This is a genomic window from Parendozoicomonas sp. Alg238-R29 (assembly GCF_947331445.1).
Taxonomy (GTDB): Bacteria; Pseudomonadota; Gammaproteobacteria; order Pseudomonadales; family Endozoicomonadaceae; genus Sansalvadorimonas.
On the sequence record NZ_CAMZOG010000007.1, the window covers coordinates 1 to 26,679 of the forward strand.

The 26,679-nt window shown below is 47.9% G+C and carries 24 protein-coding genes; 12 read left to right on the forward strand and 12 right to left on the reverse strand.

Going from position 1 to position 26,679, the window contains the following annotated elements:
- The 4 genes from QMA35_RS02905 to QMA35_RS02920 form a co-directional block, all read left to right on the forward strand.
- A partial coding sequence (locus QMA35_RS02905; RefSeq protein ID WP_281645631.1) for a transposase occupies nt 1–422 on the forward strand: 422 nt, incomplete at its 5' end.
- Between the two features lie 57 nt (nt 423–479).
- On the forward strand, nt 480–644 hold the full coding sequence (locus QMA35_RS02910) for a prepilin-type N-terminal cleavage/methylation domain-containing protein (protein ID WP_281645632.1): 165 nt from the start codon (nt 480–482) through the stop codon (nt 642–644).
- A gap of 168 nt (nt 645–812) precedes the next feature.
- Entirely contained in the window at nt 813–1,358 is a 546-nt protein-coding gene (locus QMA35_RS02915) for a prepilin-type N-terminal cleavage/methylation domain-containing protein (RefSeq protein WP_281645633.1), read from the forward strand.
- A 151-nt stretch (nt 1,359–1,509) separates the two neighbouring features.
- Complete coding sequence (locus QMA35_RS02920; protein WP_281645634.1) at nt 1,510–4,422, forward strand: valine--tRNA ligase; 2,913 nt, start codon at nt 1,510–1,512, stop codon at nt 4,420–4,422.
- A gap of 69 nt (nt 4,423–4,491) precedes the next feature.
- On the opposite strand, the gene QMA35_RS02925 is transcribed toward QMA35_RS02920, so the two are convergent.
- The 5 genes from QMA35_RS02925 to QMA35_RS02945 form a co-directional block, all read right to left on the reverse strand.
- On the reverse strand, nt 4,492–4,992 hold the full coding sequence (locus QMA35_RS02925; RefSeq protein WP_281645635.1) for an SRPBCC family protein: 501 nt from the start codon (nt 4,990–4,992) through the stop codon (nt 4,492–4,494).
- Between the two features lie 78 nt (nt 4,993–5,070).
- The gene (locus tag QMA35_RS02930; RefSeq protein ID WP_281645636.1) at nt 5,071–6,042 is read right to left on the reverse strand and encodes a hypothetical protein; all 972 of its coding nucleotides are present in this window, start codon (nt 6,040–6,042) and stop codon (nt 5,071–5,073) included.
- 6 nt (nt 6,043–6,048) lie between these two features.
- Entirely contained in the window at nt 6,049–6,576 is a 528-nt protein-coding gene (locus tag QMA35_RS02935) for a hypothetical protein (protein ID WP_281645637.1), read from the reverse strand.
- Nucleotides 6,577–6,688: 112 nt separating this feature from the next.
- On the reverse strand, nt 6,689–7,915 hold the full coding sequence (locus QMA35_RS02940; protein ID WP_281645638.1) for a hypothetical protein: 1,227 nt from the start codon (nt 7,913–7,915) through the stop codon (nt 6,689–6,691).
- Nucleotides 7,916–7,983: 68 nt separating this feature from the next.
- Nucleotides 7,984–9,768 carry a hypothetical protein gene (locus QMA35_RS02945; protein ID WP_281645639.1) on the reverse strand — a complete coding sequence of 595 codons (1,785 nt, stop codon included), beginning with the start codon at nt 9,766–9,768 and terminating at the stop codon, nt 7,984–7,986.
- A 177-nt stretch (nt 9,769–9,945) separates the two neighbouring features.
- Between QMA35_RS02945 and QMA35_RS02950 the strand changes: the two genes are divergently transcribed.
- Nucleotides 9,946–10,512 (forward strand): chalcone isomerase family protein, encoded by a 567-nt coding sequence (locus QMA35_RS02950; protein ID WP_281645640.1) that lies wholly within the window; start codon nt 9,946–9,948, stop codon nt 10,510–10,512.
- Nucleotides 10,513–10,582: 70 nt separating this feature from the next.
- On the opposite strand, the gene QMA35_RS02955 is transcribed toward QMA35_RS02950, so the two are convergent.
- Nucleotides 10,583–11,704, reverse strand: a complete 1,122-nt coding sequence (locus QMA35_RS02955) for a glutathione S-transferase family protein (RefSeq protein ID WP_281645641.1) — start codon at nt 11,702–11,704, stop codon at nt 10,583–10,585.
- Nucleotides 11,705–11,867: 163 nt separating this feature from the next.
- On the opposite strand from QMA35_RS02955, the gene rlmJ reads away from it, so the two are divergent.
- The gene (rlmJ, locus tag QMA35_RS02960) at nt 11,868–12,710 is read left to right on the forward strand and encodes a 23S rRNA (adenine(2030)-N(6))-methyltransferase RlmJ (protein WP_281645642.1); all 843 of its coding nucleotides are present in this window, start codon (nt 11,868–11,870) and stop codon (nt 12,708–12,710) included.
- 167 nt (nt 12,711–12,877) lie between these two features.
- Here the strand turns inward: rlmJ and QMA35_RS02965 are convergent, their stop codons facing one another.
- The 3 genes from QMA35_RS02965 to QMA35_RS02975 all read right to left on the reverse strand — a co-directional run bounded on the left by QMA35_RS02965 (nt 12,878) and on the right by QMA35_RS02975 (nt 15,835).
- Entirely contained in the window at nt 12,878–13,546 is a 669-nt protein-coding gene (locus QMA35_RS02965; RefSeq protein ID WP_281645643.1) for a hypothetical protein, read from the reverse strand.
- A gap of 86 nt (nt 13,547–13,632) precedes the next feature.
- Nucleotides 13,633–14,826 (reverse strand): hypothetical protein, encoded by a 1,194-nt coding sequence (locus QMA35_RS02970; RefSeq protein WP_281645644.1) that lies wholly within the window; start codon nt 14,824–14,826, stop codon nt 13,633–13,635.
- 88 nt (nt 14,827–14,914) lie between these two features.
- On the reverse strand, nt 14,915–15,835 hold the full coding sequence (locus QMA35_RS02975; protein ID WP_281645645.1) for an acyl-CoA dehydrogenase family protein: 921 nt from the start codon (nt 15,833–15,835) through the stop codon (nt 14,915–14,917).
- Nucleotides 15,836–16,014: 179 nt separating this feature from the next.
- Here QMA35_RS02975 and QMA35_RS02980 point away from each other — a divergent pair, with 179 nt between their 5' ends.
- Together QMA35_RS02980 and QMA35_RS02985 are read left to right on the forward strand one after the other, a co-directional pair.
- Nucleotides 16,015–16,779 carry a GNAT family N-acyltransferase gene (locus QMA35_RS02980; RefSeq protein WP_281645646.1) on the forward strand — a complete coding sequence of 255 codons (765 nt, stop codon included), beginning with the start codon at nt 16,015–16,017 and terminating at the stop codon, nt 16,777–16,779.
- A 17-nt stretch (nt 16,780–16,796) separates the two neighbouring features.
- Nucleotides 16,797–17,741: a lysophospholipid acyltransferase family protein gene (locus QMA35_RS02985; RefSeq protein ID WP_281645647.1), complete on the forward strand. Its 945-nt coding sequence runs from the start codon at nt 16,797–16,799 to the stop codon at nt 17,739–17,741.
- 69 nt (nt 17,742–17,810) lie between these two features.
- Here QMA35_RS02985 and QMA35_RS02990 read toward each other — a convergent pair whose 3' ends face one another.
- Entirely contained in the window at nt 17,811–19,337 is a 1,527-nt protein-coding gene (locus QMA35_RS02990) for a fumarate hydratase (RefSeq protein ID WP_281645648.1), read from the reverse strand.
- Nucleotides 19,338–19,608: 271 nt separating this feature from the next.
- Here QMA35_RS02990 and QMA35_RS02995 point away from each other — a divergent pair, with 271 nt between their 5' ends.
- The 3 genes from QMA35_RS02995 to QMA35_RS03005 all read left to right on the forward strand — a co-directional run bounded on the left by QMA35_RS02995 (nt 19,609) and on the right by QMA35_RS03005 (nt 23,062).
- The gene (locus QMA35_RS02995) at nt 19,609–20,946 is read left to right on the forward strand and encodes a substrate-binding domain-containing protein (protein ID WP_281645649.1); all 1,338 of its coding nucleotides are present in this window, start codon (nt 19,609–19,611) and stop codon (nt 20,944–20,946) included.
- 85 nt (nt 20,947–21,031) lie between these two features.
- Entirely contained in the window at nt 21,032–22,048 is a 1,017-nt protein-coding gene (locus QMA35_RS03000) for a glycine betaine ABC transporter substrate-binding protein (protein WP_281645650.1), read from the forward strand.
- An 87-nt stretch (nt 22,049–22,135) separates the two neighbouring features.
- Nucleotides 22,136–23,062, forward strand: coding sequence for a 2Fe-2S iron-sulfur cluster binding domain-containing protein (locus QMA35_RS03005; protein ID WP_281645651.1), 927 nt, complete (start codon nt 22,136–22,138; stop codon nt 23,060–23,062).
- A 9-nt stretch (nt 23,063–23,071) separates the two neighbouring features.
- On the opposite strand, the gene QMA35_RS03010 is transcribed toward QMA35_RS03005, so the two are convergent.
- A complete protein-coding gene (locus QMA35_RS03010) occupies nt 23,072–24,439 on the reverse strand; it encodes a PhoPQ-activated protein PqaA family protein (protein ID WP_281645652.1) in 1,368 nt (455 codons plus the stop codon).
- Between the two features lie 173 nt (nt 24,440–24,612).
- Here QMA35_RS03010 and QMA35_RS03015 point away from each other — a divergent pair, with 173 nt between their 5' ends.
- A complete protein-coding gene (locus QMA35_RS03015; RefSeq protein WP_281645653.1) occupies nt 24,613–25,377 on the forward strand; it encodes an enoyl-CoA hydratase in 765 nt (254 codons plus the stop codon).
- 480 nt (nt 25,378–25,857) lie between these two features.
- On the opposite strand, the gene QMA35_RS03020 is transcribed toward QMA35_RS03015, so the two are convergent.
- Nucleotides 25,858–26,502, reverse strand: a complete 645-nt coding sequence (locus QMA35_RS03020; protein ID WP_281645654.1) for a DUF2846 domain-containing protein — start codon at nt 26,500–26,502, stop codon at nt 25,858–25,860.
- Nucleotides 26,503–26,679 lie beyond the last annotated feature (177 nt).

Consider the following 26,679-nt stretch of genomic DNA (forward strand, 5'->3'; position numbering starts at 1 on the left):
GGGTTGTGATGCTACGTGTTCGACGAGGCAATAAAATCGGTACTGCGTTAATTTACTCGACCGATACAGAACTGGAAGCCATGACAATTATCGAGTACTACAAAGCCAGGTTTCAGATTGAATTTATCTTCCGTGAAGCCAAGCAATACACTGGATTGATGGATTGTCAGTCTTGTCGGAAAGAAGCGATTCACACTCAAATCAACGCATCATTTTCAGCCTTGAATCTTCTGAAACTAGCTGACCGGGAAGAGAAAAACACGTGTGATGAAACAGTGATTTCGATTGCCAGCTGGAAGCGTCGCATGTTCAACCGCCACTTGATGTGCAGAGTTTTTGAGAAGTTAGAATTACCCTTGAGTGATGAAAAAGTCAGGGGTGCTTACGAGCAGCTGAGTAACTATGGAGCTATCGCCGCCTGAAAGTGTCCGCGGTATTGTGAATAGATAGAACGAAAAAATGTCCGGTACGACGTTGCAATGTTTATTCAAAATCATAACAAGCAAGGCTTTACTCTCATCGAGCTGATGATCGTTGCAGGAATTATCGGAATAGTTGCCGCCATCACCATTTCCGCTTATCGGCTTCGTTCGATTCTTGCCGGTGAGGTTTTACCTCTATTAAAGAAAGCAGCCAATGATTAAACCGAATACTATCCCCTCTGGGGACAACAGTTATACCGATGGGGTAGAAGTCACTAACAATGATCCTTGTTCCAATCAGGTAATTCCCCCTTCGGCTACATATTTTCTTCAGATTTCAGGAAATCATGCTTAACTGAATAGGTGACAAAAAGTGCACGGATTGCGTCCATGATCGAAAAAAAGGCGAAAAAACAAGGATTTACTCTTATTGAGCTGATGATCGTTGTAGCCATCATCGGCATCATCGTTGCCATGGCGCTGCCTGCGTATCAGGCCTACAGAGTTCGGTCTATTATTGCTGGAGAGATTCTACCAATACTAAAAAAGAGCGCCATTGACTTAACAGAATATTACGCATACAACAGCTCAATCACTGGTTACTGCAACACATATCAAGCAGATATAAACGTCGCAACAACATATATTTCCGATATTCAGTGCAATCCAAAAAGTGGGAGCAATCCCGTTCGATTTGTCGCCAATCTGAATTCAAGCATGATGCCAGGCGATTTTCCAAGCGATGCCCGCGTTCAATATTTCCCAGTCATTACCGAAGGCTCTATCCATTGGCACTGCGCTTATCACTCTGATGCCAATCGTCATCAGATTCCACAAGAGTACCTACCAACATCTTGCCGATTCAATGTTGCTGCAGGGCGTCTTTCTGTGAATGGCGTGGATGTCACTGCCAATGGCCTGTCCGCCGACCCATAGTTCCAGTGATAACCGGCCTTTTCCCAAGCATCGCCAGACTGCTGCTCTACCCTCTCCTGTGAATCACATCGTTAAACAGCTATTCGTACTCAGCCCCAAGGCAGGTATACTTGTTCGTTTCGATTTCCCGCCTCCAGACTGAAGCTGCATTATGGAAAAGACTTACAATCCGAGTGCCATCGAGAGCACCTGGTACAAAACTTGGGAAGAGAACGGCTATTTCGCGCCGTCCGGCTCAGGCACCCCCTACAGCATCATGATTCCGCCGCCGAATGTCACCGGCAGCCTGCACATGGGACACGCGTTTCAGGACTCCATCATGGACGCCTTGACCCGCTACAAGCGCATGCGGGGCAACAACACTCTGTGGCAAGTGGGTACCGACCACGCTGGTATCGCCACACAAATGCTGGTTGAGCGCAAGGTGATGGCTGAAGAAGGCAAAACCCGCCACGACTACGGTCGCGACGCCTTCACCAAGAAGATCTGGGAATGGAAAGCCGAATCCGGTGGCAACATCACCCGTCAGCTGCGACGTCTGGGTGCGTCTGTCGACTGGGACACCGAACGCTTCACCATGGACGACGGCTTTTACAAAGCTGTGCAGGAAGTATTCATTCGTCTGTACGAAGATGACCTGATCTACCGCGGCAAACGTCTCGTCAATTGGGATCCTAAACTGCACACAGCTATTTCTGACCTGGAAGTAGAAAACAAGGACAAGCAGGGCCACATGTGGCATCTACGCTATCCGCTGGCAGATGGCCAGAAGACTGGCGAAGGCAAAGACTACATCGTGGTTGCCACCACCCGACCAGAAACCATGCTGGGTGATACCGGTGTTGCCGTGAACGCGGAAGACCCTCGCTATAAAGACCTGATCGGCAAAGACATCGTTCTACCACTGGTTGGCCGTCGTATTCCTATCGTGGCCGACGAGCACGCAGACATGGAAAAGGGCACCGGCTGTGTAAAAATCACTCCGGCCCACGACTTCAACGATAACGAAGTCGGCAAGCGCTGTAATCTGCCCATGATCAACATCATGACCCTCAACGGTGATATCTGCGACGAAGGTCAGGGCTTTAACATTGATGGCAGCCTGAACAACGACATCGATACCACCATCCCTGAACAGTTCCGAGGCCTTGAGCGTTTCGCTGCTCGTAAAGCTATTGTTGCTGCCTTTGATGAAGCTGGCTTGCTGGAAGAAGTCAAAGATCACGCGCTGGTTGTGCCTTATGGCGATCGTTCTGGTGTGGTTATTGAACCTCTTCTGACAGACCAGTGGTTTGTGCACACAGCCCCTCTGGCAGAGCCTGCGATCAAAGCTGTTGAAAACGGCGATATCCAGTTTGTACCCAAACAGTACGAGAACATGTACTTCTCCTGGATGCGTGACATTCAGGACTGGTGTATTTCCCGCCAACTGTGGTGGGGCCACCGAATTCCAGCCTGGTACGATAACGAAGGCAAGGTTTATGTTGCCCGCACTGAAGTGGAAGCTCGTGAAAAGCATGGTCTGGGTGCAGACGTAGAATTGCGTCAGGACGACGACGTACTGGACACCTGGTTCTCTTCCGGTCTGTGGACATTTGGCACCCTGGGCTGGCCAGAACAGACTGAACGCCTTAAAACGTTCCACCCAACCGATGTTCTGGTAACGGGCTTCGACATTATTTTCTTCTGGGCTGCCCGGATGATAATGATGACCATGCATTTCATGAAAGATGAAGATGGTAAGCCTCAAGTCCCCTTCAAGAACATCTACGTACACGGCCTGATCCGCGATGAGAAAGGCGATAAGATGTCCAAGTCCAAGGGTAACGTGCTTGACCCTCTGGATATGATCGACGGTATTGATCTGGAATCACTGGTTACTAAGCGCTGCGGCAATATGATGCAGCCGCAACTGGCCGCCAAGATTGAAAAGAACACCCGTAAAGCCTATGCCGACGGCATCGCACCTCACGGCACCGATGCCCTGCGTTACACCCTGTACTCACTGGCTTCTACCGGCCGTGACATCAACTGGGACATGAAACGCCTGGATGGTTACCGCAGTTTCTGTAACAAAATCTGGAATGCCTCACGCTATGTTCTGCAAAACACTGTAAGTGAAGAGACTCTGGAAGCAGCTGGCGGTAAAACTGTCGAGATCACTGAAGCCATGAAGGCAGATTGCGGTGTTGGTAACGACGATGTAGAGCTGACCTTGGCTGACCGCTGGATAATCTCCAAGCTGCAGCGTGTTGAAGCGCAGGTTGCCAAAAACATTGACGACTTCCGCCTCGATCATGCCTCCCAGAACCTGTACGACTTTATCTGGAACGAGTACTGCGCCTGGTACCTTGAACTGTCCAAGCCTGTCCTATGGGATGACAATGCACCAGAAGCCCGCAAGCGCGGTACACGCCAGACTCTGGTTCGCGTTCTGGAAGCAATCATGCGCATTGCCCATCCGTTTATGCCTTATATCACTGAAGAAATCTGGCAACAGATTAAACCTTTAGCTGGCGTTGAAGGCGAAACCATTATGACATCGGCTTATCCTGTCGCGGATGAGAGCAAGATTGATGTGCAGGCTGAAGAAGATATCGAATGGTTGAAAGGCTTTATTTCCGGTATCCGTAATATTCGTGCCGAAATGAACATCGGCCCGAGCAAGCCTCTGGATGTGATCCTGCGCAATACTTCTGAAGAAGACCTGCGTCGTCTGGAAGATAACAGCACCTTCCTGACTTCACTAGCCAAGCTGACAAATCTCACTGCCCTGAAAGAAGGTGAAGAAGCACCTATGTCTGCCACTCAGTTGGTTGGCGAGATGGAAGTTCTGGTACCAATGGCTGGCCTGATTGATAAAGACAAGGAAATTGCCCGCCTCAATCGTGAAGTTGAAAAGCTGGTCAAAGAAGTCGCCCGCTTTGAAGGCAAACTCTCTAACGAAAAGTTTGTTGGCAAGGCTCCAGCTGCGGTAATTGAGAAGGAAAAAGCTAAACTGGAAGATGCTCGTGCTGCTCTTGGCAAGATGGAAGAACAGCTGTCAGCGATTAAGGCTCTGTAAACTTATTCTTCTGAAGTTACCTTCTTGAATCTTAAAAGGCGCTGTTTCTACGGCGCCTTTTTTCTAGAATCAACCTGCTTGTTCCGTTGCAGCCTGCCTTTGTTTTACTGTCAGAATGCTGCGCTGTTCCATAATTCGAACAATATTTTCAACCGCGACATCTGACATTTCCCGGTTTCTCTTTTCCAGCAAAGGTGCACCAACACGGAACAACCCCCTCACCTGATAATCCAGATTGCGAGTATAGCGAACACCTTTCTCACAGGGCTCAAACTGATAATGGAAATTAATCACGGCACCAACGGTATGCGCTCTTACCTTCCACGATGAAAAAGGCTCAACTTCGAGCACTTCATAGTGCAAATGTTTGGTGAGCATAATCGGCAAGCTTTTAAACAAACGTATTTTATAAATCTCAGAATACTCGTCGCCCACTCTAAGAGGCGTGCCCTGATTCGTCGCAGAAACAGAGTTGGGATGCCACTCGTGCCAGAGCCATGGCTGAGTCAGATACTCGAACAGTTCCTGTGGGGTACAGGCAATTTCAACTATATGCTTGATAATAGCCATGGCAGTTCTCTGTTTTTATTCTTGTTATAAGCCTGAGATGTTCACAGCTTCATTGCCTGATGTCTAGGTTCTGTTGAATCAGTTGCAGCTTTCAAGAAACTTCATAGTCCTCTCTTTGGCTAACGCTTCTACTTTTGGATAATAATCATCGGGAAACTCCTCCATATCAAAATTATGGGGAGCATCATAAATTTCTTCCTGAATAACACTATAACCAGCCTTTTTATTAATCACTGTATTAATGTTCTGACAATTCTCCATCCTGCATAGCGAATCCCGTTTCCCTAAAATCATAAGTGTTGGTATAGCTGGCCACTTCCGGAGCCAATGAAAATAAATGCCCGGCCTGCAACTGGGATAATAAAGAACAACTGAACGCACACCATCTAACAGGTTAATGGGAGTATCTTTCGCTCCCGGTGGGGTTTTTCGGAAATAAGCCAGTGTAAGTGCCTCCAGAATTGTAGAAGCACCATGGGAATAACCCACAAGGGACATATTGGATGAATCCACCTTCGGTTCTCTGTATGCAGCATCCAAAGCCACATAAACATCAACAGCCCTTACGGAGGGAGTCAGTGCATAGCCTTGCGTTACACGCTCCTGAAAAAGGTGCATAACCCAGTGCTTTTCTTCCTCTGTGTACTTCGTTTCACAGCTGGGCATTTTATTGCGGACATTCTGAGGTAATCCGGCCAGAACTCTTTCCTGTGAGTAACTGTCTACCACCATCACTGCGTACCCACGGCTAAGGAAGAATCTCCTGCGTTTTTCCATAGTTACGGTATGAGCGGATGAAACACCATGAAACAGAATCACCAGTGGATATTTCCCAGGCAGTTCTCCCTGGCTTTGTCTCGGGTAATAGAAAGTGTAACGAGTGGATTCTTTGATATCTCGCCAACTGCGCCTTTCAGGACACAGCGCATCGTGATAACCAGTGAAAATGAAGTTGGTACCCAAACAGGCGGCGTCGTATAGATCCCCCGATGGAGTCGTCCAGCTCATTGCAACAAGCAACAGATACTGGGCGTACTCCAGCGGAGACATTACAGGTTAATTCGCGGCTGAAACAGGCAGCTCGCAGTCATAAGTGTATTCCCAGTAGAGCTTATGCTTATGATCCTTGCCGTAAGAGCAACATTTCAGAGCCCCTTCTGCATCAGGACTTCGGGTGCAGGTTGACGGATCAACAGCCAGTAGAACATCGCTACTACCACCAGTAATTTCGATTGTTGATTCGCTGAAGTGTTTATCGAACTTATAGGTCAACTTGTAAAGGTCGGAGATACTGCCAGCCTGAATGGTAAAATCACCCTCTGCTGAATGGGCACTATTAGTGACTTCACCAATCTTTGCCGTATCACCAGGCTCAACCGTCGTTGGGCTGTCAAATACTATACAACGATTACTGTCTTTCTTAATCGCACTGCAACCAGGAACAGTCAGTGGCATCCCGGTATGATCAACCAGTGATATTGTGGCTTTATAAGAATCACTATCTCCGGCTGAAACAAGTGGAGCGCAGAACAGTCCCAAGGTAATTCCTGCAGCAAGGAAACCAGTAAAACCAAGCTTTTTCATACCAACCTGCATTTAGTTGAGGAAACCTGTGTCAGAAGATAGCTGATTTCTCTCAAACTGCCTGTTAGATGCAGGTGAATTGTGTTTCAAATAAAAACTACGAGCAACAAGCTTATTGTTCTATTGCCGTAGTGTCATCCAGAAATTCTGTTTGTTCACTCTCCCCCTCTGGGAGAAGCGTTTCTTCCTCATCTTCTTGCCACTCCTGGCCACTTTCTTCCTGTTCGGTTGCGGGTGAAAGGTTTTCAGAAGGGGTAACATCAGAAGGTAAATCAGTCTCCTGTACGGGCTCGTCATCTGTATTAACGTCAACGGAAGTGGATTCCCGCCCTTCTCTGACAGACTCACTGTTAGATTCTGAGTTACTTGAATCATATGGCTCAATCGGGCCTTTCGGCAGATAAACTTCTGGTTCTGGTGTGACTTCGGGCTGAACAACGGGAGTTTGTTCTACGGTTTCCTCGTTTACAGGGGATGGAGGAACTATCTGCTGTTCTTCTAATTTTTTAACAGCTTGCTCAACCGGTGCTACAACTGATGCTACAACTGGTGATTCAGGCTTTAATTCAACATCCTTCTCTTCTTTTCGTTCGCTCTTTTTCTTATCAACAACTTGAGATTGGATAGGACTGAGGCAGAAGTTCTTCACCTGATGCTCACTGTCTGCAGCTCCTGTTGCTGCACTGAAACCAAGATCAGAAAACTCAGTGTTAAAATTCAGAGCCACATCAATAAGTTTGCGATCACCACTCCAGGCTAAAACCCGATTAGGCAACACATGAATCTTCAAGGGTACCCAGGCTCCGTGAGTGTATGACTGGCGGAAAGGGTTGGTCTGAAACGTCAGTCCAGAAGCTTCCCTGAAGCGTATCCGGCGCTGACCATAGGTGGGCATCTGAACAGCATAACCCCCACCAGAGGCAGAGAAGCCCATAAAATTACCATTGGGAGGCGTTCCGTAACGGCTACCGTCTTTATAAAAGAAAAAAGAGATGCCATCCGCAGAGTTCCAAACATGCTGGGGGCCGCCATCCTCATCAAAGGTGCGAAACTCAAATGTTGCTTCAAATGGAGGGCGAATCGGGCTTCTGAGAATCGCAGCCACAGCCCCGCTAAAAAGATTATCCGGCAGGAGGCTTAACACTCCACCCTTTATTTTTGGCCAGTCAATCGCTGGCTTATTTCTGGAAAACAGCCAGTTACTCTCTTCAAAATTGAAACAGGTTTGAGTACTTTGCACAGCCTCATCTGTTTGTTCAACGGGTAGCAACGGTGCAGCCAGTGAAACCTGACACCCCAGCGCCAACAGACTGGTGGCCAGAGCCTTTTTCCAGAGCATAATCCATACCTTTAAAGAAACTTCAGCAGATAAGGAAAATGTCGGCAGCCCGGCAGCCAATGTGAGACCTAGCGAAGGTTTCGTCTTCTGGGAACTGGAGGCGGTGGAGTTGAAGGTGAGCCGTCACCCAAATCAGGATCAATCGTTGAGAGATTCAGCACCCCATCATCCTCAAAAGTCTTACGTACACTAAATATCCCCGCATGGTCTGTCTGCGGACGACAAATGTGATTAATCATCTGTGTGTGTGTGATTCCGGCGTCCTGCAAAGCCTGCATTAAGTCACTCATATGCAAGCCTTTAACATTGCGATCTATCAGCAGGTAATCAAAATCATTCACGGCACCTTCATCACGAAACTTTGCCAATTGTTGAGCGGCCATTGCCGGTTGAGTACTAATAGAGCCATCAAGCGCGTAATCAGTAACCTCACGCTGAATGCGCCCATAAATTTGTGAGTCATCTTCAAAACGAGCCCTCCCTGATGCCAGCCCATTAGCAAAAGTGGCCGTTCTTGACTTCAGAACATTATCTCTCACTCCTGCAAACAGCATGGTTGTAGCCGGATTTTTCTGGAATTTTGGCCGTTCATGCCAGCCTTGCCCGTGACTTGAGAGAAAGACCCGATTTTTAGGCTTTCCATCAGGCGAAGAGGTAAAAATATAAGCGACCTCTTTTCCCCCGATTTTTATGGGAATCGTTTTCACCCCATATTCAGACTCCAGCCGTACACGCTCAGTAGCATCAAGACTGGGAGTGTGGTTAAGCCTCAATTGGCTGTCTTTTCCAGCGTATTGCCGGGCCTGCTCAATCATTGCATCACCTGGAGTTATCGCTTTGGCAATTTTAGGGGAACGAGCTGGAGTTCGATCTGGAACACGCCTTCTTGGTTTTGGTGTAGGGCGTGGCTGCTCTGGCCTCTGCGACCTTCCCGGGCCTGACCTTCTAGGAACCAGCCTTTCAGAAGGGCCATGGGTCAGAGACTGCAGTAAGGAAAGATCAACAGGCATATCATCAAGGTCCGAAGTTCTCTGAATATCCTGAGCCATGGCAGCTAAACGCGGCTCGGAAATCTCGCCCCTGATAACCATTTGCTCAACATTCTGGGAAAACGCCGCTAGTTTTTGAGAATCAGCCACCACTTCAGGCTTTCCGGAATTAATGAAATAAAATACCTGCCTGATTTCAGGCTTCACATTCGCCGAGGGGCTTCGGCTCAACATATCTGTCGCCGTTACCGCCTCGAGAATATAGCGCCCCGGCACCTTTCTTTTGCTTAATTCATTTGCCAGCTCAAACTTTGCCTGATCTGGAGGAATGCCTTTGTGCTTACCAAGAAAGTCTCCTGCCTTTCGCACTGCCCAGACTAAACGAACAGTATGCAGAGAGTTCCCGGATAATTTGCCACCATCAGTCCAGGCCAACTGGCGTAACTCCGTGTATGGAAAGTCAGGCTTTAACAGCAAACTGTAGAGAGCAGAGTCACCACTATCACCATCATAGAAACCAGCTTTTATATTGGTCGCGACATCTGATGCCGTGTGGGGGGTGTCATGAATTGCTGGCATGGATATAGACCGAGATAAGCTGGGCTCAACATGAGCTTTCTTAATTCCTCTATCGAATATCTCTTTATTGACTGACGTCAGATCATTCAGGCTTGAAGAGCGTTTTGTTTCCAAATTGCCCCGAAGATGCCTGACAAAATTACTCAACTTACCAATTTTTCGCCCAAATCGGCTGCGCAAGGCCTGTGTAATTGAGGGCTTCTTACGTTCAAGAACAGGAGATGATGGTGCACTCGAAACATCACGAGGAGAAGCATTACGGGGAGGTACTGCTGGGCCATCCATGACTTCACCAAAAGGGGCGTTATTTACCTGAGTATAGATTCATCCGCTCACCCAAGAGCCTTTGACATCCTGACATAGTGCCCAAAAAACGTCACAACCCGGCAATGGAGAAAGTTTCCAGGTAATACAACAGTGCTACTATTGGCGCCAGTTACAGGCACTCACCCGGAGTACTCCATGAAGCGTATCGCGATTTTTCTTTTCCCCTTGTTATTTTCCTTCTCAATTCAGGCAGCTGATACTGAAATTGCCGGAGTGAAACTCACACCTTCTATTCAGGAAGGTGGTAAAACTCTGCAATTAAACGGGGCAGGTATTCGTTCCAAGTTTTTTATCGATCTTTATGTCGGCTCCCTTTACACGCCAAAGCCAGAGAAAAATCCACAGGTAATTCTTGATGGCAAAGAGTTAGCTGCCGTGCGTCTTAATATCATCTCTGGCCTGATTACTTCCGACAAAATGGTTTCTACTGTTGAGGAAGGCTTCAAGGAAGCAACGAACGGAAATGTAGCGCCTCTTAAAAAACGCATTGATGAATTCCTCGGTGTATTTACCCAGTCGGAAATTAAAAAGGGTGAAGTGTTCACAATCGTTGGTGAACCCGGTGTTGGTGTCGCCGCCTACCGTAATGGAACCAAAGCTGCTCAGGTAAAGGGTGATGATTTCCGTAAAGCCTTATTTGGCATCTGGCTGGGTGATAAACCAGCCGATAAAAAACTCAAAAAAGCCATGCTGGGTAGCTAACACCTAATTGAGAACGCCCCCCCACACTTAATCCTCTTAGCTTGCCGTTGGTTTTGCACCAGCCGGCAGGCTAAGATTTCCTATTTAAGCCAGAACTTCCTTCTAGAATTTCCTTATAGTTCTCGCGCTTAATTGGGTGGCTGATTTTAGTATTCATAAAGTTTTCTCCACCCAAACTTTTTAACCATTCATTCATCTCAACCCTACCTGACTCTGGTACATCATCACGAGCCAGCAAAGTTCTTTGCACCATCCATTGGAGATAAGAGAGTTGAACCCTGTGACCCTTTTCTCCTCCCACAGTAAATGGCCCTTCGCCCACAACTCTGGAAACTCTTTTGGCACCAGGATGAGATTCCACGTAACGATCTACACCATCAATCACTGTGCGACAAAACTCAAACTGTTCTGCAAGGATACTCTGAATAATTGGTTCCAGACTTTCAGGAATCTCGTCATCAGGTAAGAACTCACCCGCTCCTGCTTCCGGATCCAGTAACCGATCAAACCACGCCCGCACGGAAGGGGAGTTATCGAACAAGCAAGTTGTGCCCGGATCTCTGTACAGGTGCGCCCACAGTGGCCCGAACAATGCAAAATCTCCAAGGCAGGGTTTTGTTCCCAGTACAAATGGATATTGTTTTAGATGCTCTTCAAGTAGCTGCAGAAAGCGCATCGTATACTTTTCCAGACCTTTTGCCGCAGCGCCCTCAATTCCCAGCCTGGGCATATAGCTTCTCATTTTTCGGCCAATGGTTTCTCCAACCTTCTTCCTCAAAAAATTGGGAGCATAAGGTAAGCTGTTTTTTCCAAACTCACTGATCGCAAACTTATAGTTTTCTGGCGTTGTCCAACGATAATGGAGAGCCGACATACACAGCCACTCATCTCCATGAAGCTCAAGAAGATTGGCCACTAACTTCTGCTTGGGCGTTTCAGGCAAGACAGGGTTTTCAGGGTAACGCTGCTCAAACAGGTCAATAATCTCACTGGAATCCTGCCACCACTGACCATCCGAAGATTCGACAACCGGCATCACCATTTTCCCAACGTGCCTGGGAATCTGTTTGCTCAGCTTATATATCCACGGCGCCTCTTCAGTAAAAGGAATGCCTTTGTAGCGCAGATAAGCCGCTGTTTTCTGGGTATAGGGAGAAACCTTCCAGCCGTAAAGAATGTAGTTGTCCGGCATACCTGCTCCTTCTGCATTTTTTATGAATACACTGCCAGAATATGGCCGACCGGGCTATTGCTGCTTCAATCGAAAAGTTATCCAAACCGGACAACTAACCAGACTTTCCCATTCGCCATAGGTTATATTCCCCTCCAATATTTTTCTGTAGAACAACTGGCTCATGCTTAGTTACCGACACGGTTTTCACGCCGGCAACCATGCCGACGTCCTCAAACATCTGGTTCAGTCTCTGGTGATTGAACATTTAGCCCGCAAAGACAAACCTATTCGCTATATCGATACTCACTCCGCCACCGGTGGGTATTCTCTGAGTGACAGTTTCGCCCAAAAAACCTGCGAGTGGGAAGACGGTATTGGTCGGCTGTGGGGAAAAGACAATCTACCAGAGCACCTTTCTACCTATCTGAATGCGGTTTCAGCATTCAATAACAATGAAAAAGAACTGAAACTCTACCCCGGCTCACCAGCTCTGGCTGCCGAGCTTTTCCGCCCATATGACAATATTCAGCTCTTTGAACTGCACCCGGCTGACAGCCGTGAACTTGCCCGTAACTTCAAGGGTGATCGAAGAGTGAAAGTCACCCAAGGCGATGGGTTTTCAGGGCTCAAGGCTCTGCTCCCTCCCGTAGAAAGGCGAGCATTGGTATTGATTGACCCACCTTACGAAGTGAAAGATGACTACAACGCAGTTATCAAGACTCTGAAAGGAGCACTGCAACGCTTTGCCACGGGTGTTTATGCTGTTTGGTACCCGGAAATTAACAGCGAGCATTCACGCATGTTTCCTCACAAGCTAGAACGCTGCGGCGCCGATCGCTGGCTGCATGTCACCATGCAAGTTCGGGGAAATAATACCGAAGGAATGTTTGGCAGTGGCATGTTTGTGATTAACCCGCCCTGGCTGCTTGAAAAGCAACTGAAGGAGTCACTTCCAACAGTTGTGAAAGCTCTGGCTCAGAACCCTGACGCAGGGTTCACAATTAAAACTAAAGGATTGAACTAGGGGGGACACGATTAAAAATCGAGCCCTGCATTCCCAAAAGTTTCCAGGGTAAGACGCAGCTCCGCTGGACTACTTGGTAGCCTTCAAGGAGCTGCAACGCAGCCATAGAGGCTCTCGGCAATGCCCTTCGGGTGGCGCTGAGTTGTATGCTTAATTGAGAACGCCCCCTAGTCTGATTCGGGAGAAGAGGTGGAAGGTGCTTTCTGCTCTTCTTTTTCCGATTCTTTCCCCTCAAGGTTGTCGATCATAAAGGCCATTATGTGAGCCATTATGATACCGGTTGTCCAGATTACAATGGACTGAGACACCCCGCCAATCACAAGAACATCCCAGGGTTTCGCCAGTTCATTTGAAAACAACCCCAAAGCGTCTGGCCAACTGGTAAACGAAATCGTAAAAAATGCTGTGGTACCACAAGTGGTTGCTGCGGCATTTGAAAATCGCATACGAACATGGGGTTTATGGCTTAGCACAGCAGCCCAACGGAAAACTCGAATATCGATATACCCGCCTACATTCACAGCAACCAAGGCACCAAGAAATATAGTGAAAGGTAACCCTGCAATTATTGAGCAGATAAATGCAACAACCGTTGGAATGACCAACATGTGCCAGAGGGATTTACGAAACTCAACACCAGCCTGCTCAGCATAGTGCTGAACAAAAGAGCGGGATACATCCAATAGCGGGATAACACTTAATGCCGAGAAAGGCACCCATATGTCAATTCCAAACCAGCTCCCCAAAGAAAAAGGTATGGCTGATCCATATTGAGCAGCCACTGAAGCAACCGAAAAAAGCACCAGCCATAGGAAGTATTTATTTATAGCCGCCATCAAAATTCCTATTACTGTTTGAACACTTCACCGATGCGCTCGGTGAACGAATAAACAATATAGCAGTAAGGTAAAGCGCCCTCTTGCTAATGATTTAAGATCGGGTCTGGCTGACTTACCTCCAACTGAACGGCTGGCATTAAGATTGGTTTTCCGTAACGCCACAACCCTGATGACGCTAAAAAGCCCGTACCAATTACACCTTTTTCTTTGCTGTAAAATACCGCCAGATAACCTTTTGAAGAAGATGAAGAAGAAGAGCTCCACTCCAGGATTAATTGATTACCCCGACAGGTTAGGGTTGAAGGAGTAATGTTATAAGAGGAAACATGACTGGCTGACGAAACCAAAGCCTTGGGCGGAGTTTCTGAATTATTCAAACCAATAGGAACAGTTATCTCCAGTGCTCCTTGAGCAGGGTCGTGTATGGTTCCCTGATAAAGTCCTGCAGGAATAGTGCAGTGTCCCCCTTTTCCTCCAGCAATAACCTGCCCTCCCATCCCCCTCAGAGGGTAAGTCGAAGTGTTGCCTATCAAGGGAGTTGTCAGCATGCCTGTTAAAGCTCCAGCGGCAGGAAAACTAAAATCATAGAGGTGCATTTCCAGGAGATACTTTTTCAATGCCCACCACCAGACCCAATACCCAACCCCTGCAGTATCGAAACCAGTCAGCCAATTTACCCCTGTGTGGATTGCAGTTCCCGACCCCAAGATCTTTTTTTCTCCCAAGCGAACCACCTCCAGAGTCTGGGCAAAAAACTTTACATCTGTCTGGTGCCTGTAGAGATATACTCCCGTATAAATAAGGGCGGTTATTGTCGCAACCGTCAGCCCATTCTTTACCCCCCATCGAGCCCAACTTGCATCCCCTGTATAAGACCCAGTGGCATCAAGCTTTGAAAGTGCCCGGTTCCAGACCAGAGCCAGAGTTAAAGAGTGGTAAGAGTCACCGGCTGAAAGCTCAATAGTGTCGCCGTAACACTGAATATTTGATGAATTGCTATCAAGCCACACTTCGTAGGAAGCGGGATAATGGTGCGCGTCCATCCCTGCCAGCAACCGATAGGTTCCCCTGACATCTCCAGATGAGGTAACAGTAAAATTCAGGCTGTCGTAGCCGGCACCAAGTTGCTGAACATTATAAAGTCCGGCTGGCACCGAACAGGGTGTTTCACTGGAAAACCAGCCAGCCTGTGAAACCGCAGCGCCGAAACCAAGCCCCCCAACCCCACAAAGCACCAATCCCCGTAGCAGGGAAGAAAGAATGGCCAAAGCTCGCATTTCATCACCCCTGAATCTTTACAAACCGGGGAAGAGTAGTTGGAGCTGGAAAGCTACGCCATTTCAGGCTGTAGGGATTTTGTTACTGTTAAAAACCCAGCCAGTGCCTTGCCTTTTCTTTGCGTATTGCCCGGGCTTTTCCCGCGACAGAAAGCAGCTGTTTATCCCTTTTCCAGGCACGTAGTTCGTCTTCATCGGTAATAATGCCCATCACATCATCCAGAAGACTCATCAAACGGGGTTCAAAACCAGCCATAGCCAGCCCGGCAGCAGAAGGTTCTTCCTGCAACTGACAACCTTTTAGCAAGTGAAAATAAGCCAGCGCTTGTTCCACCATCTCAACCACTTTCTGGCTGTGGGCCTTTCTGACCACCATCCCGAGCAAAGCTGCCTGAACATGAAGATCTTCACACATGCGGAACGGACGAATGTAATTCAGGTAACCATCCCCCGGCAGCACCTGTTCAGAAGACACCTGAATACCCTCCATAACTACTGAGGCATGGGGCACTTCCGGCACAATGGAGAGAGCAGGCATGTCCTGAAGCGTTAATCCTGCCGTATCTGCCTCCAGAGTTAACATCCTTAATTGAGGCCGGCCGTCGAGCTGCTCACCTTCCCGGGCAGCAATGACCAGAACATCAGCCCCAGTGCCACCAGAGACAAACTGTTTCTTCCCAGAGAGATTCCAATTGTTTCCAGATTGCTTCAGTTCAGAGTGAATTTTTTTCGGGTGCCCACCGCCGGATTCGGTAATACAGAGTGCAAGAATCGAAGAGTTATCAATATATGAAGGAAGAAGGCTGCGAATCGCCCACTGGTAACCGCCAGCAAAAGCCCAGGCGACCCGATCTGCGCGGCAGCCATCATAGAAGGCCTGTTCCAGCGTCCCCCTTTCAGGAGATGATAATGGTATTCGACGCTCTTCCTTCTGCCAGAAGGCTTTCCAGTCATCGAAGCTTTCGCATAGCAGCACTTCATTTCGAAGAATATCCGCAAGGGCTTTCATTATTTTTATTCCCACCTCTGGCCACAGTGCCCGGAAGCATAACAATCCCGCAGAGAATGAGTAAGAACCACAATACTCACCGGAACAAGGTCAGGTCACATATCCGTAACATCTCCGTCATACAGCCGTCATCGCAGATTCATAGCCTGTCCCTGAAACTTCATCATCAGGTAAATTGTATGGAATCAGCAAAGCGCTCAGTGGCCTCACCGGAATCTGGCCTTATCGCCGGTTTCGCAACCAGCACACAGGATATGGAAGACGTTTTCCGCCTGCGCTTCGAAGTGTTTACCAACACGTTTAACGGAGATTTTGATTCTCAGTCCACCCAGTGTTTAGACACTGATCTGTTTGACGCGCACTGTAAACACCTGATTGTTCGGGATGCCAAGACTGAAGAAGCCGTTGCAACAACCCGTTTGCTTGGGGATGAAGAAGCCGGACTAATTGGTCACTTCTACAGCCAGGGCGAATTCTTCCTGCCCGGTATGACAGAGCTTCCCGGCAAGATTCTTGAACTCGGGCGCACTTGCATAAAAGAGCAATACCGGGACGGTGCTGCAATCTTCACCCTCTGGCAAACCCTCGCCCGCTTTCTTGCAGAAAACAAGTACCGCTTCCTGATCGGCTGCGCCAGCATCAGCATGGATGATGGTGGTATTCAAACCGAAGCCATCATGAAAGATATTCGGGAAAAATACCTTAATAACACCCGTATCAAAGCGATTCCCAAAGTGCCGGTTCCACAGCTCACGCTTCCCGAAAATGTAGTGGCACGCCCACCAGCGCTTTTAAAAACCTATCTGCGCCTGGGTGCCAGAGTGTGTGGCGAGCCCTGCTGGGATCAAGAGTTCGGCTGTGCGGATGTTTTTATCCTGCTGGATATGCACGAACTTTGCCCCCGCTACGCCCGCCGCTTTCATCTTGAAAACTGGAAATCCTAACTTAGGAGATTAGCCCCATGACGATTGCACTGAGAGATACAACCGCAAGTAGTCAGACGGTGTCTTCTGATGTGCCAGACTCTGTACTCGAGAAAACAATAACCTTTATGCGCAGGCTGTTTCGCAGCCTCGCAGTCGTTTTAGTTATTCTGCTGGGAATTGTTCTGGCCTGCTGGTTACAGCTGCTGATATGGGCAGACAAAACCCGTCCGGTGTCTGCCAGAACAAACGCTGTCCGTTTGTCTCTGAAGCAGTGGTGGCTGGGGCAGCTATGCCGCATTCTGGGATTAAAAATCCACCGAAAAGGTGGCCCATGGACAGGCCCGGTACTTATGGCCTGTAATCATATTTCCTGGATGGATATTCCTATTCTGGCCACCAGCGTACCGTTTCATTTTCTGGCTAAGTCAGAAATCCGGAAATGGCCCATCATTGGCTGGCTGGCAGCTGTAACGGGGACTTTGTTTATTCGCAGAGGTTCAGGAGACAGTTGGAGCATTACCCGACAATTGTCTAACTACCTGAGTCAGGGAAACAGCATTCTGTTTTTTCCGGAAGGAACAACCTCTGACGGCAGCAAAGTTTTACCTTTTCATAGTCGCTTGTTTGAAAGTGCAATAACCAGTGATGTGGTTATTCAGCCAATCACCCTGGCTTACTGCGAAGCTGGCCTTTCTCACTCAAAAGCGCCTTTTATTGGAAATGACAGTCTTGTGCCTCATATCTGGCGCATTCTCGGGGAAAAGCAGATTCATGTTCATCTGCAATATCACCCTCCGGTAAAAGCCAGAGACTTGAAAGCGAAAGAGTTGGCTTTAAACACTCAGGAAACAATATCTAAAGGGCTGGAGACAATCTTTCCTCTATCCTCGTATGCAAACAACCAAAGAGAACAGACGGTAAAAAGAACGGCTATCCGTTATGTAGATAGCGATACAGTGATAACACCGTCTCATTCTTAATCTTTTTAACCCAATAAAAACGCCGCGGTTCTGAAAAGAGTCACGGCGTTTTTGTATTAATGGTCGATTTTAACTTTCGAGCATTGTCACTGGGTCAAATTCAGCAATTTTGGCTTTCCACTCTTCCGGGCCAGTCTGGTGAACAGAACTGCCACGGGTATCCACAGCCACTGTAACGGGCATATCTTCAACATCAAACTCGTAGATAGCCTCCATTCCCAGTTCAGGGAAGGCCACAACTTCTGCCTTCTTAACTGCCTGAGCCACTAGATAAGCGGCTCCACCAACAGCCATCAGATAAGAAGCCTTGTTGTCTTTGATCGCTTCGATGGCAACAGGGCCACGCTCAGCTTTACCGATCATGCCAATCAGGCCGGTTTCTTCCAGCATGGTGCGGGTGAACTTGTCCATACGGGTAGAAGTTGTAGGACCAGCAGGGCCAACAACTTCATCTCGCACAGGGTCAACCGGGCCAACGTAGTAGATAAAGCGGTTGGTCAGATCAACCGGCAATTTCTCACCTTTCGCCATCATATCGACCATCTTCTTATGGGCGGCATCACGACCAGTAAGCATCTTACCGCTGAGAAGAACAGTATCGCCCGGCTGCCAGGCTTCCATATCTTCTTTAGTAATGGTGTCGAGATTCACACGGTGAACGTTTTCACCGACTTCCCAGCTGATATCAGGATATTCATCAAGACTTGGAGGCGTCAGCTCGGCAGTGCCACTGCCATCCAGTACAAAGTGGGCATGGCGGGTTGCTGCACAGTTAGGAATCATAGCAACCGGCAAAGATGCTGCGTGAGTTGGGTAATCTTTAATTTTGATATCCAGAACTGTAGTCATACCGCCCAGACCCTGAGCACCAATACCCAGTTTGTTCACCGCATCAAAGATTTCCAGTCGTAGTTCTTCAGCACGATTCTGTGGCCCACGCTCCTGCAGCTCGTGAATATCAATAGGATCCATCAGGGATTCTTTGGCCATTACGGCAGCTTTTTCAGCAGTACCACCAATACCAATACCCAGCATGCCGGGAGGACACCAGCCAGCGCCCATGGTTGGAACGGTTTTTACAACCCAGTCCACAATGCTGTCGGAAGGATTCAGCATCACCATCTTGGATTTGTTTTCAGAACCCCCGCCCTTAGCAGCAACCTGGAAGTCCACAGTATCGCCGGGTACCAGCTGAACGTGAATAACCGCTGGAGTGTTGTCTTTGGTGTTCTGACGCTTACCCGCCGGGTCAGCCAGAATAGAAGCCCGCAGAACATTATCCGGATGGGTATAAGCCTGACGAACACCTTCGTTGATCAGATCTTCCAGACCTTTCTCTGTTTCAAAGCGAACATTCATACCCACTTTTACAAAGATGGTCACAATTCCAGTGTCCTGACAAAGAGGACGCTTCCCCATGGCACACATTCGGGAATTGATCAGAATCTGAGCCATGGCATCCTTGGATGCCGGAGATTGCTCCCGCTTCCAGGCGTCATGGATACTCTGAATAAAATCAACGGGATGATAATAAGAAATAAACTGCAGAGCGTTCGCAACACTCTGGACGACGTCGTCTTCACGAATAACGGTCATGCTGGCAACCCCACTATCAGGCAATACTTTGCACTATTTTCAGGCGATGACTGGTACTGCTTAGACACAGCCACATTTTTCATAATTCGAGTTGGTGGCATGCTTTCACAGCATTCTGGCGCGGCCATTATATCACCGGGATTTTCGCTGTCTGCCAGACGATTTGAAAAAACCATTAAAGCGCCGATGTAGACACAAAACACCCCGTCTTTGACAGGGTGAATAATCGTCTATAGTTACTCGGTTGGGCTGAAAAAGCACGGATGCAGCTATGAAGAAACTGGCTTTAGGCTTGGCAATAGCATTATTGAATCCTTGGGCTTCTGCAGAATCCCTCAGCACAGGCACACCTTCCTATCTATTCCAAATTCATGGTTCAAATACCATCGGTGCCGAGCTGGGCCCGGCTCTGGTTAAAGCTTATTTAGCGAAACGTGGCTGCAACAGTGTGACCACTGAGCAGCTTGGGAGCTACGATCTGGCTTTGAAGTGCAAAGATAATGAAGACAAACAGTTTGCTGTAAGAATTGTCTCTAAAGGTTCCAATACTGGTTTTAAAGCCATGGATAGGGGGGATGCCGACATAGTCGCATCCTCAAGAGCCGTGAAACCAAAAGAGATAAAGTTACTCTCCAGCTTGGGCGATATAACCGCGCAAACCTCCGAAATAGTTGTCGCACTTGATGCTGTTGTCATCATTGTGAACCCAAACAACCCTGTAAACAGCCTGACTATCAATGAGATTGCCAGAATCTTTAAAGGTCAATATGGCAACTGGTCACGGATAGGCAAAGGAAACGGGCCAATTCGGATACTGGCACGGGATGAATCATCAGGCACCCGTGACACCTTTGACAACCTGGTTTTAGGAAAGGGCGTTCAAATCTACAATCGACACATGTCTTATATCTCCAACGAAGCTCTTTCCGAAGAAGTCAGTTCTAACAAAAATGCTATTGGGTTCTGCAGTTACAGCACAATTGAAGAGAGTAAAGCCATTTCCGTGGCCATGGCCGGTGGAGCGGCTATTTACCCTGATAGCGTGAATATATCGACAGAAGATTACCCCCTCTCCCGAAGGTTGTACTTTTATATGCCTGAAGGAATAGAAAACCCTGACGCTAAAGACTTCCTCGAATTCGTAAAAACTGATTCTGCGCAACAGGTTGTTGAGCAGAGTGGCTTTATTCCCGTCAACGTACAAATTCTGGATGGCAGGGATACTTATGCTTCCGGGCGTTATGCAAGAGCCATAAGGGGTTATCAAAGACTGAGTATTAACATTCGCTTCTCTATGGGAGGCACCTCAATTGATAACTTCGGGCATCAAAGCGTCCTCCGCCTTGCACGATTTATGGAAGAAAACAGAGGCAACCTGTTACTGCTGGGTTTTTATGGGCTGTCTGAGGGAAAAAATGATAAACGATTTTCAGCAGAAAAAGCCCGTAAGGTCAGTGAGGCACTCATTGAGGCTGGGGTACGAAAAAGTAAGATTATTATTCGGGGGTTGGGTGATGAACGCCTTTTATCCTCTGGTGTGAAAGCATCAGATAATAGAAAAAACATCCGGATAGAAGTCTGGTTTAAACCCTGGTTTTCAGGGCAATGATTTCAACAGGTTGGCTTATACTGGATTCAACGGCAGAGGCTCTACGCTTACGCTTGGAAAATTATGCTGGAGGCATGGAAGCTTTATGAACAGCTTAACAAAACTCTTTAGAACGGGTTTATTCTCCTTTTTTACCAGCATCTCCTTTTATGGTACAGCTCAGGCAGAGTGTGGAGCCGTTGATATTGCGGACATGAACTGGGAGTCAGCCACGTTTATTGCCCACGTTGATCAGTTTATTCTCGAGAATGCCTATGGTTGCGAAGCCTCTCTTGTACCAGCCAATACACAAACGACCGGCGCTTCTCTAGTCAACAGTGGGAAACCTGAAGTGACTCCAGAATTCTGGAGTTACGCCATGAAAGAAGATCTGGACAAAGAAGTCGAAGCCAAAAAGATCCGCTACGCTGGCACCCCCTTTGCTGATGGCGCCATTGAAGGTTTCTGGGTTCCAAGTTATATGGTGGAAGCCAATCCCGAACTGACCACAATAAAAGGTGTTTTGGCCAATGCTCATCTGTTCATGCCAAAAGATAACACTAAAAAGGCTTCCTTTTATGGCTGCCCTGAGGGGTGGAATTGCAACATATCTTCTTTGAATTTATTCAAGGCATTAAATCTGCAAAGCGTGAATTTCCAATTTGTAACCCCACCAACAGGAACAGACCTTGATATTGCTCTTCAGGAAGCCTACGAAAACAAAGCTCCCTGGTTTGGTTATTACTGGTCGCCCACTGCAATACTTGGACGATACAAAATGGTAATGGTGGACTTTGAAACCGGTGTTGATCACGCAGAATTCAAGCAATGTACCTTGAAGCCTGATTGTAAAAATCCAAAAGTGACGATGTTCCCTACTCCTCTGGTACAAACAATAATCACCGAAGAGTTCGCTAAACGCGCCCCAAAAGCATCTCAGTACCTTTCTCGCAGAGGGTGGTCAGATAGTCAGATGAACGAAATTCTCGCCTGGATGGAAGCAAATCAAGCGGATGGCGTAGCAGCCATGGAGCATTTCCTGAAAAACTACCAATCCACATGGGTCAAGTGGGTTGATGGCAAGGCCGTAAGAGATATTCGGGAGGCTCTCAACGAGCTTTGATACTAGTAGCTCACATAGGAGCTGTTTACGAATCTCTTTCAGCTGAATACACTAAAGCCGACGCCTTATTCTAAAAAGGTTGCATCCATGGCTGAGATTCAATTCGGAGAACAGACACTCTCTTGTTCTCCCGGTGAAACTGCGCTGGATACACTTCTAAAAAACCATATACAGATTCCCTGGTCTTGCCGGGCTGGGCTTTGTCATTCCTGCCTTGTGCAGGCTACCTCTGGCGAAATTCCTCTGGCCGCTCAACGTGGGCTGACTGAGGAGCAGCGTTCCGACAATCTCCTTCTCGCCTGCCAGTGTATTCCTGAAACAGCTTTAACATTGCAGCCGCTGCGCCGCGCTCTGCAACCTTTACAGGCCATTATTACTGATACCCGGCTGATTAACCCGACCTTGCTGGAATTAACATTCTCCCCCCGGCTTCCCATTAATTATCATCCCGGCCAGTTTCTCTCTTTATCTCTGGAGAAGCATGATTACGGAAGCCGTTACACACTGATTTCCCGCCCATGGGCCGAAGCTGATCTACGGATTCATGTCACCCGCAAAGTTGGTGGTGGTTTGTCCTCATGGTTATTCGATGAGGCTAAACCGGGACAAACAATCTGGGTTAAAGAGTTAGGCGGAGAGTGCTGCTACCAACCAGACAATAACCAGCCGTTAATAGTTTTTGGCGCTGAGGTGGGTATCAGTGCAGCTTTGGCTATTGCTGAAGATGCCCAGTGGCATCAGCACAAAGCGCCGGTTCAGGTCATGGTCAAAGGTGATACTGAAGATCATTCCCATAAACTTCCCGATGATTCAGTGTTAAAAGTGAAAAGCAGCAATCTGGAAGTAACGGCAGAGGCCTTGATGAATACACCGGCCAATCGAAATGCTCGCTGGATACTTCTTGGTAAAGCCAAACCTGTGCTCAGGTTAACCTCCTGGCTCGGTGAGCAGGAGGTACCAGCACAGAATATTCTCCCTCTGGCTTACCGAACAGGAAGTGCTCTATCTCCCTGAGCATTCTGTTTATTCAGAATAAGTGTCTGGAATCACTGTCACCGGTGTTGTGATTATGAAATCCGGCTGTGATGGTTGTTTATAAGTAAACTCCAGAAACCAGGATTTCCAGCCCTTAACCGGGGCTTCAACCCGAGCCAGAACAACACAAGTTCGCTCTGAGCTTCCGCACTCAACCTTTATTGGTACAGCCTGATACGCCAAACCAGCAGGCTTTAATGTCGTCATCCGAAAATCACGGACTTCTGGATTAATAACCTGCCAAAGTTTTACTTCATCCGGCTTGCCACTCACGGTTACTGAAACCTGCCGCCCTACTGTATTCTGACTCAGAATGGCTGGTGGCTGCTGCCCGGAAACCAGATAATTCACATAGCTTACAATGGTATCTGTCACCCGCTGGATATTTTCCCGGGAAATATAATGTCTGGCGTTTGGATAAGCTCTCATCCACTTTGGGCCCATAAGTCCTGACCAGTAAACCCTGCTGCTATCCGGTGGAAAGAAGTCATCACCTGAGGCGGTGACAACATATTTCGGCAAAGTTAAATAATCACGATAAAACCAGGGATCAACCTTGCTCATCAGCTGATTCATTTCCGACGTATGCAGTCTTGTCAGAACATTTTGATTTTCTGAAAGGTAAGGTTGCAGAGGTGGAATCCAACCTTTATAAACCCGGTGAAGATGATCCAGACATTCCTGAACATTCAGAACATCAATCACCATGGGGATAACAGCCTGAACCCGCCGGTCAACCGCAGATGTCAGCCATGCTGCCCAGCCTCTTTTCGACGCGCCAGTCAGGATAAAGCTCTCTGGTGCACGACTTCCTAACCGCTCATTTAAAAGTTCCTGCACAGCATTCATAGCTTTAACAACAGATTTAACCATTGGAAACTGAATGGGGCAGTCACTGCACTCCGGATCATTCAAACTGGCAACCCAGCTCCGGGCAACAAGGTCATCTTCTTTTCGAGGAGCTTCATTATTCAATGACAAATATTGCTGCGGCACATCACGCAGATTAATAACAACCGAACCCGTTAATGTCGCTAGATCTTCAAAACGCAATTCATCAGAAATATCGGCAGTAGTATTATTATCCCGCCCATAATGAACGCCACCGTTCACATGCAGCACCGCAGGCTGGCGTTTCACATCAACGGGAATATAAACAGTAATACGGTGTTGCCAATGAGGGTGATTACTTTTCAGGGAATCAGGACTCCAGCTTTGTGAAGTCATGGTGAGATCAACAATATTTAAGCCATCAATCTGCCGGGAACCCAGAACACGCCACTGAAAATGAGTGTCAGGCTTGTTGATATATTCAACCAGCGCTCCACTGGTTGCTACAACCCGCTCACCAGACATAGAGAAGCCTGACAGTATCAATGTCAGAAAACTGGCTGGTAAACAGTAAAGCAAGAACGGTTTCTGCGATGTCCTGATCATTCTCATTTTTAGCCATATCTGTATTTTAGCGGGAAGTTTAGTCCACATGGTGCGATACTGGCGCCGCGCCAAATAAGAAACAAAGGCTACCTATGACCGACCTGATAAAAACCGAGCGCCGGGGAAATATTCTTCTTCTCTCCATCAGCCGCCCGGCGCGAAAGAATGCCCTGAGTCACGCTATGTACACCAGCCTGGCTGAGCCTATAGAGCAAGCCGCATCAGATAGCTCTATTCGTGCCATAGTCCTGACCGGCACGCAGGATTGCTTTACTGCTGGCAACGATCTGGGAGACTTTCTGGAAAAGCCCCCCACAGGAGAGGATTCTCCGGTTCTTCGCTTTATGCTTGCTCTTCTTGAATGCCCAAAGCCTGTTATTGCTGCGTTGAACGGAGTGGCTGTTGGTATTGGTACAACCCTGTTGCTTCACTGTGATCTGGCCTATGCTGGCCCGGAAGCCAGACTCCAAACACCTTTTACCCGCCTCGGCCTGTGCCCGGAGTATGGTTCCAGCCTTATCCTTCCTCAGGTTGTTGGCCATCAAAGAGCGTTTGAAATGCTGATTCTTGGGGAAACCATTAATGCCGAGCAGGCTCTGGCTTATGGTTTGGTGAACGAGGTCAGTGAAGATTACCTGGAACTGGCACTGAAACGTGCTGAACAGGTCGCGGCTCTGCCACCTGCCTCAGTTCGCCTCGGTAAGAAATTGATGCATTCCGAAAACCGAGCACAGATAATTAAGCAGATTAAAGTTGAGATGGCTGCTTTTGGAGAGCGCTTGTCCTCAGGCGAGGCCAAAGAAGCTTTCACGGCCTTTATGCAGAAGCGCCAGCCGGACTTCAGCAAGTTTGAGTAAAACTCTCAGGCCGGGGCAACCCGGCCTTATTGCATTTCAGAAGATTCCGTGGAATTTACAAACATCCCTCTCCAGTTCCCAACTTACAGTTGATACTAGGCTCATTTAAATAGATGCCGTGTCATGATTTTCAGAACGGTGAACTTTGATGACATGAAGCCACTGTAAATCAGCCAACTTAAGAAGCTTTTCTAACGCCTAGCGGCTTTCAGAACCATTAGAAGAACTTATCGCGACACTCTTACTTCAGCGGCCCCCTTATTGTTTTCGAAGTTGTACGGGGATGTTTTTTCTTCAATGCCTTTTACTGAGTAGATACCAGAACCATGGGAACCAATCTCATGCGCACACTACTAAGCATGATATCGGGAGAATCAGAATAGCCTTCTTCCATCCATGAGGCGGGATGAACAGGAAAGTCAGAAGCCTCAATGCTTGGTCGCATCCTTGCTATACCAAAACAGTTGTCTTCTCAGCGTATCAGAACCACCACCAGCTACTGGTTTCAGCGGTTTTATCCAACTGCTCCTGAGCAACATCAATGTCGGGAGCTGAAACTAGTTTCAGTGGCTGCAAACGGCGGGACTGCATTAATTCATTTTTTGCCGATTTCCAGGATATAAACTGCATAGGGCCATCACCCAACAGGCTTTCACCAGCGTTTGGATCATAAGGAGGGGATGTAAGCTCTGAGTAACGCAGGTAGTAAGTCTCTCCGCCTTTGGCATCAAGAACAAAACCGCCTATGCGGTTAAAATTTACCGGCTGATTTTCCAAGAAGGTATCTTCCATAAAAAACAGATCCTGGCCAAAAGCTGGTCGCTTAACAACAACTTGATATTGCCCGGGTTCCATACTGAATAAGGCATAGCCATTACTTCGGACATTAACGGCTGCTTCACCATTTATGTACACGGAAGGCGCTTCCAGCTCTTCCTCTGCCCATTCACTGTAGGGGCGATAAACGATCAAATAAGATCTGTTTTCCGGGGATTGTGGTACAGGCTTAAATTTGGGGCCATCAACAGGTTTAAGGAACGCACCGAAGGAACGATCATAATCCATTGACGTACAGCCAGAGAGTCCGGCAAGTAACAGGCTGAATACAACAAATTTCCTGATCATTCTTATTATTCTCCCGTCAGGAGCGGTTTTATTATCAGGCTCAGATAATACCAGTCTCCGATACGGATTGGTTGACCAATCCGTTCACAGTTCTGTGACTCAAAGCCAATTGCACAGAAACTGTAACCTGTAGAGTGTCTGGTGTGAAAGTTCAAATACTGGCAAACTGATCATCTC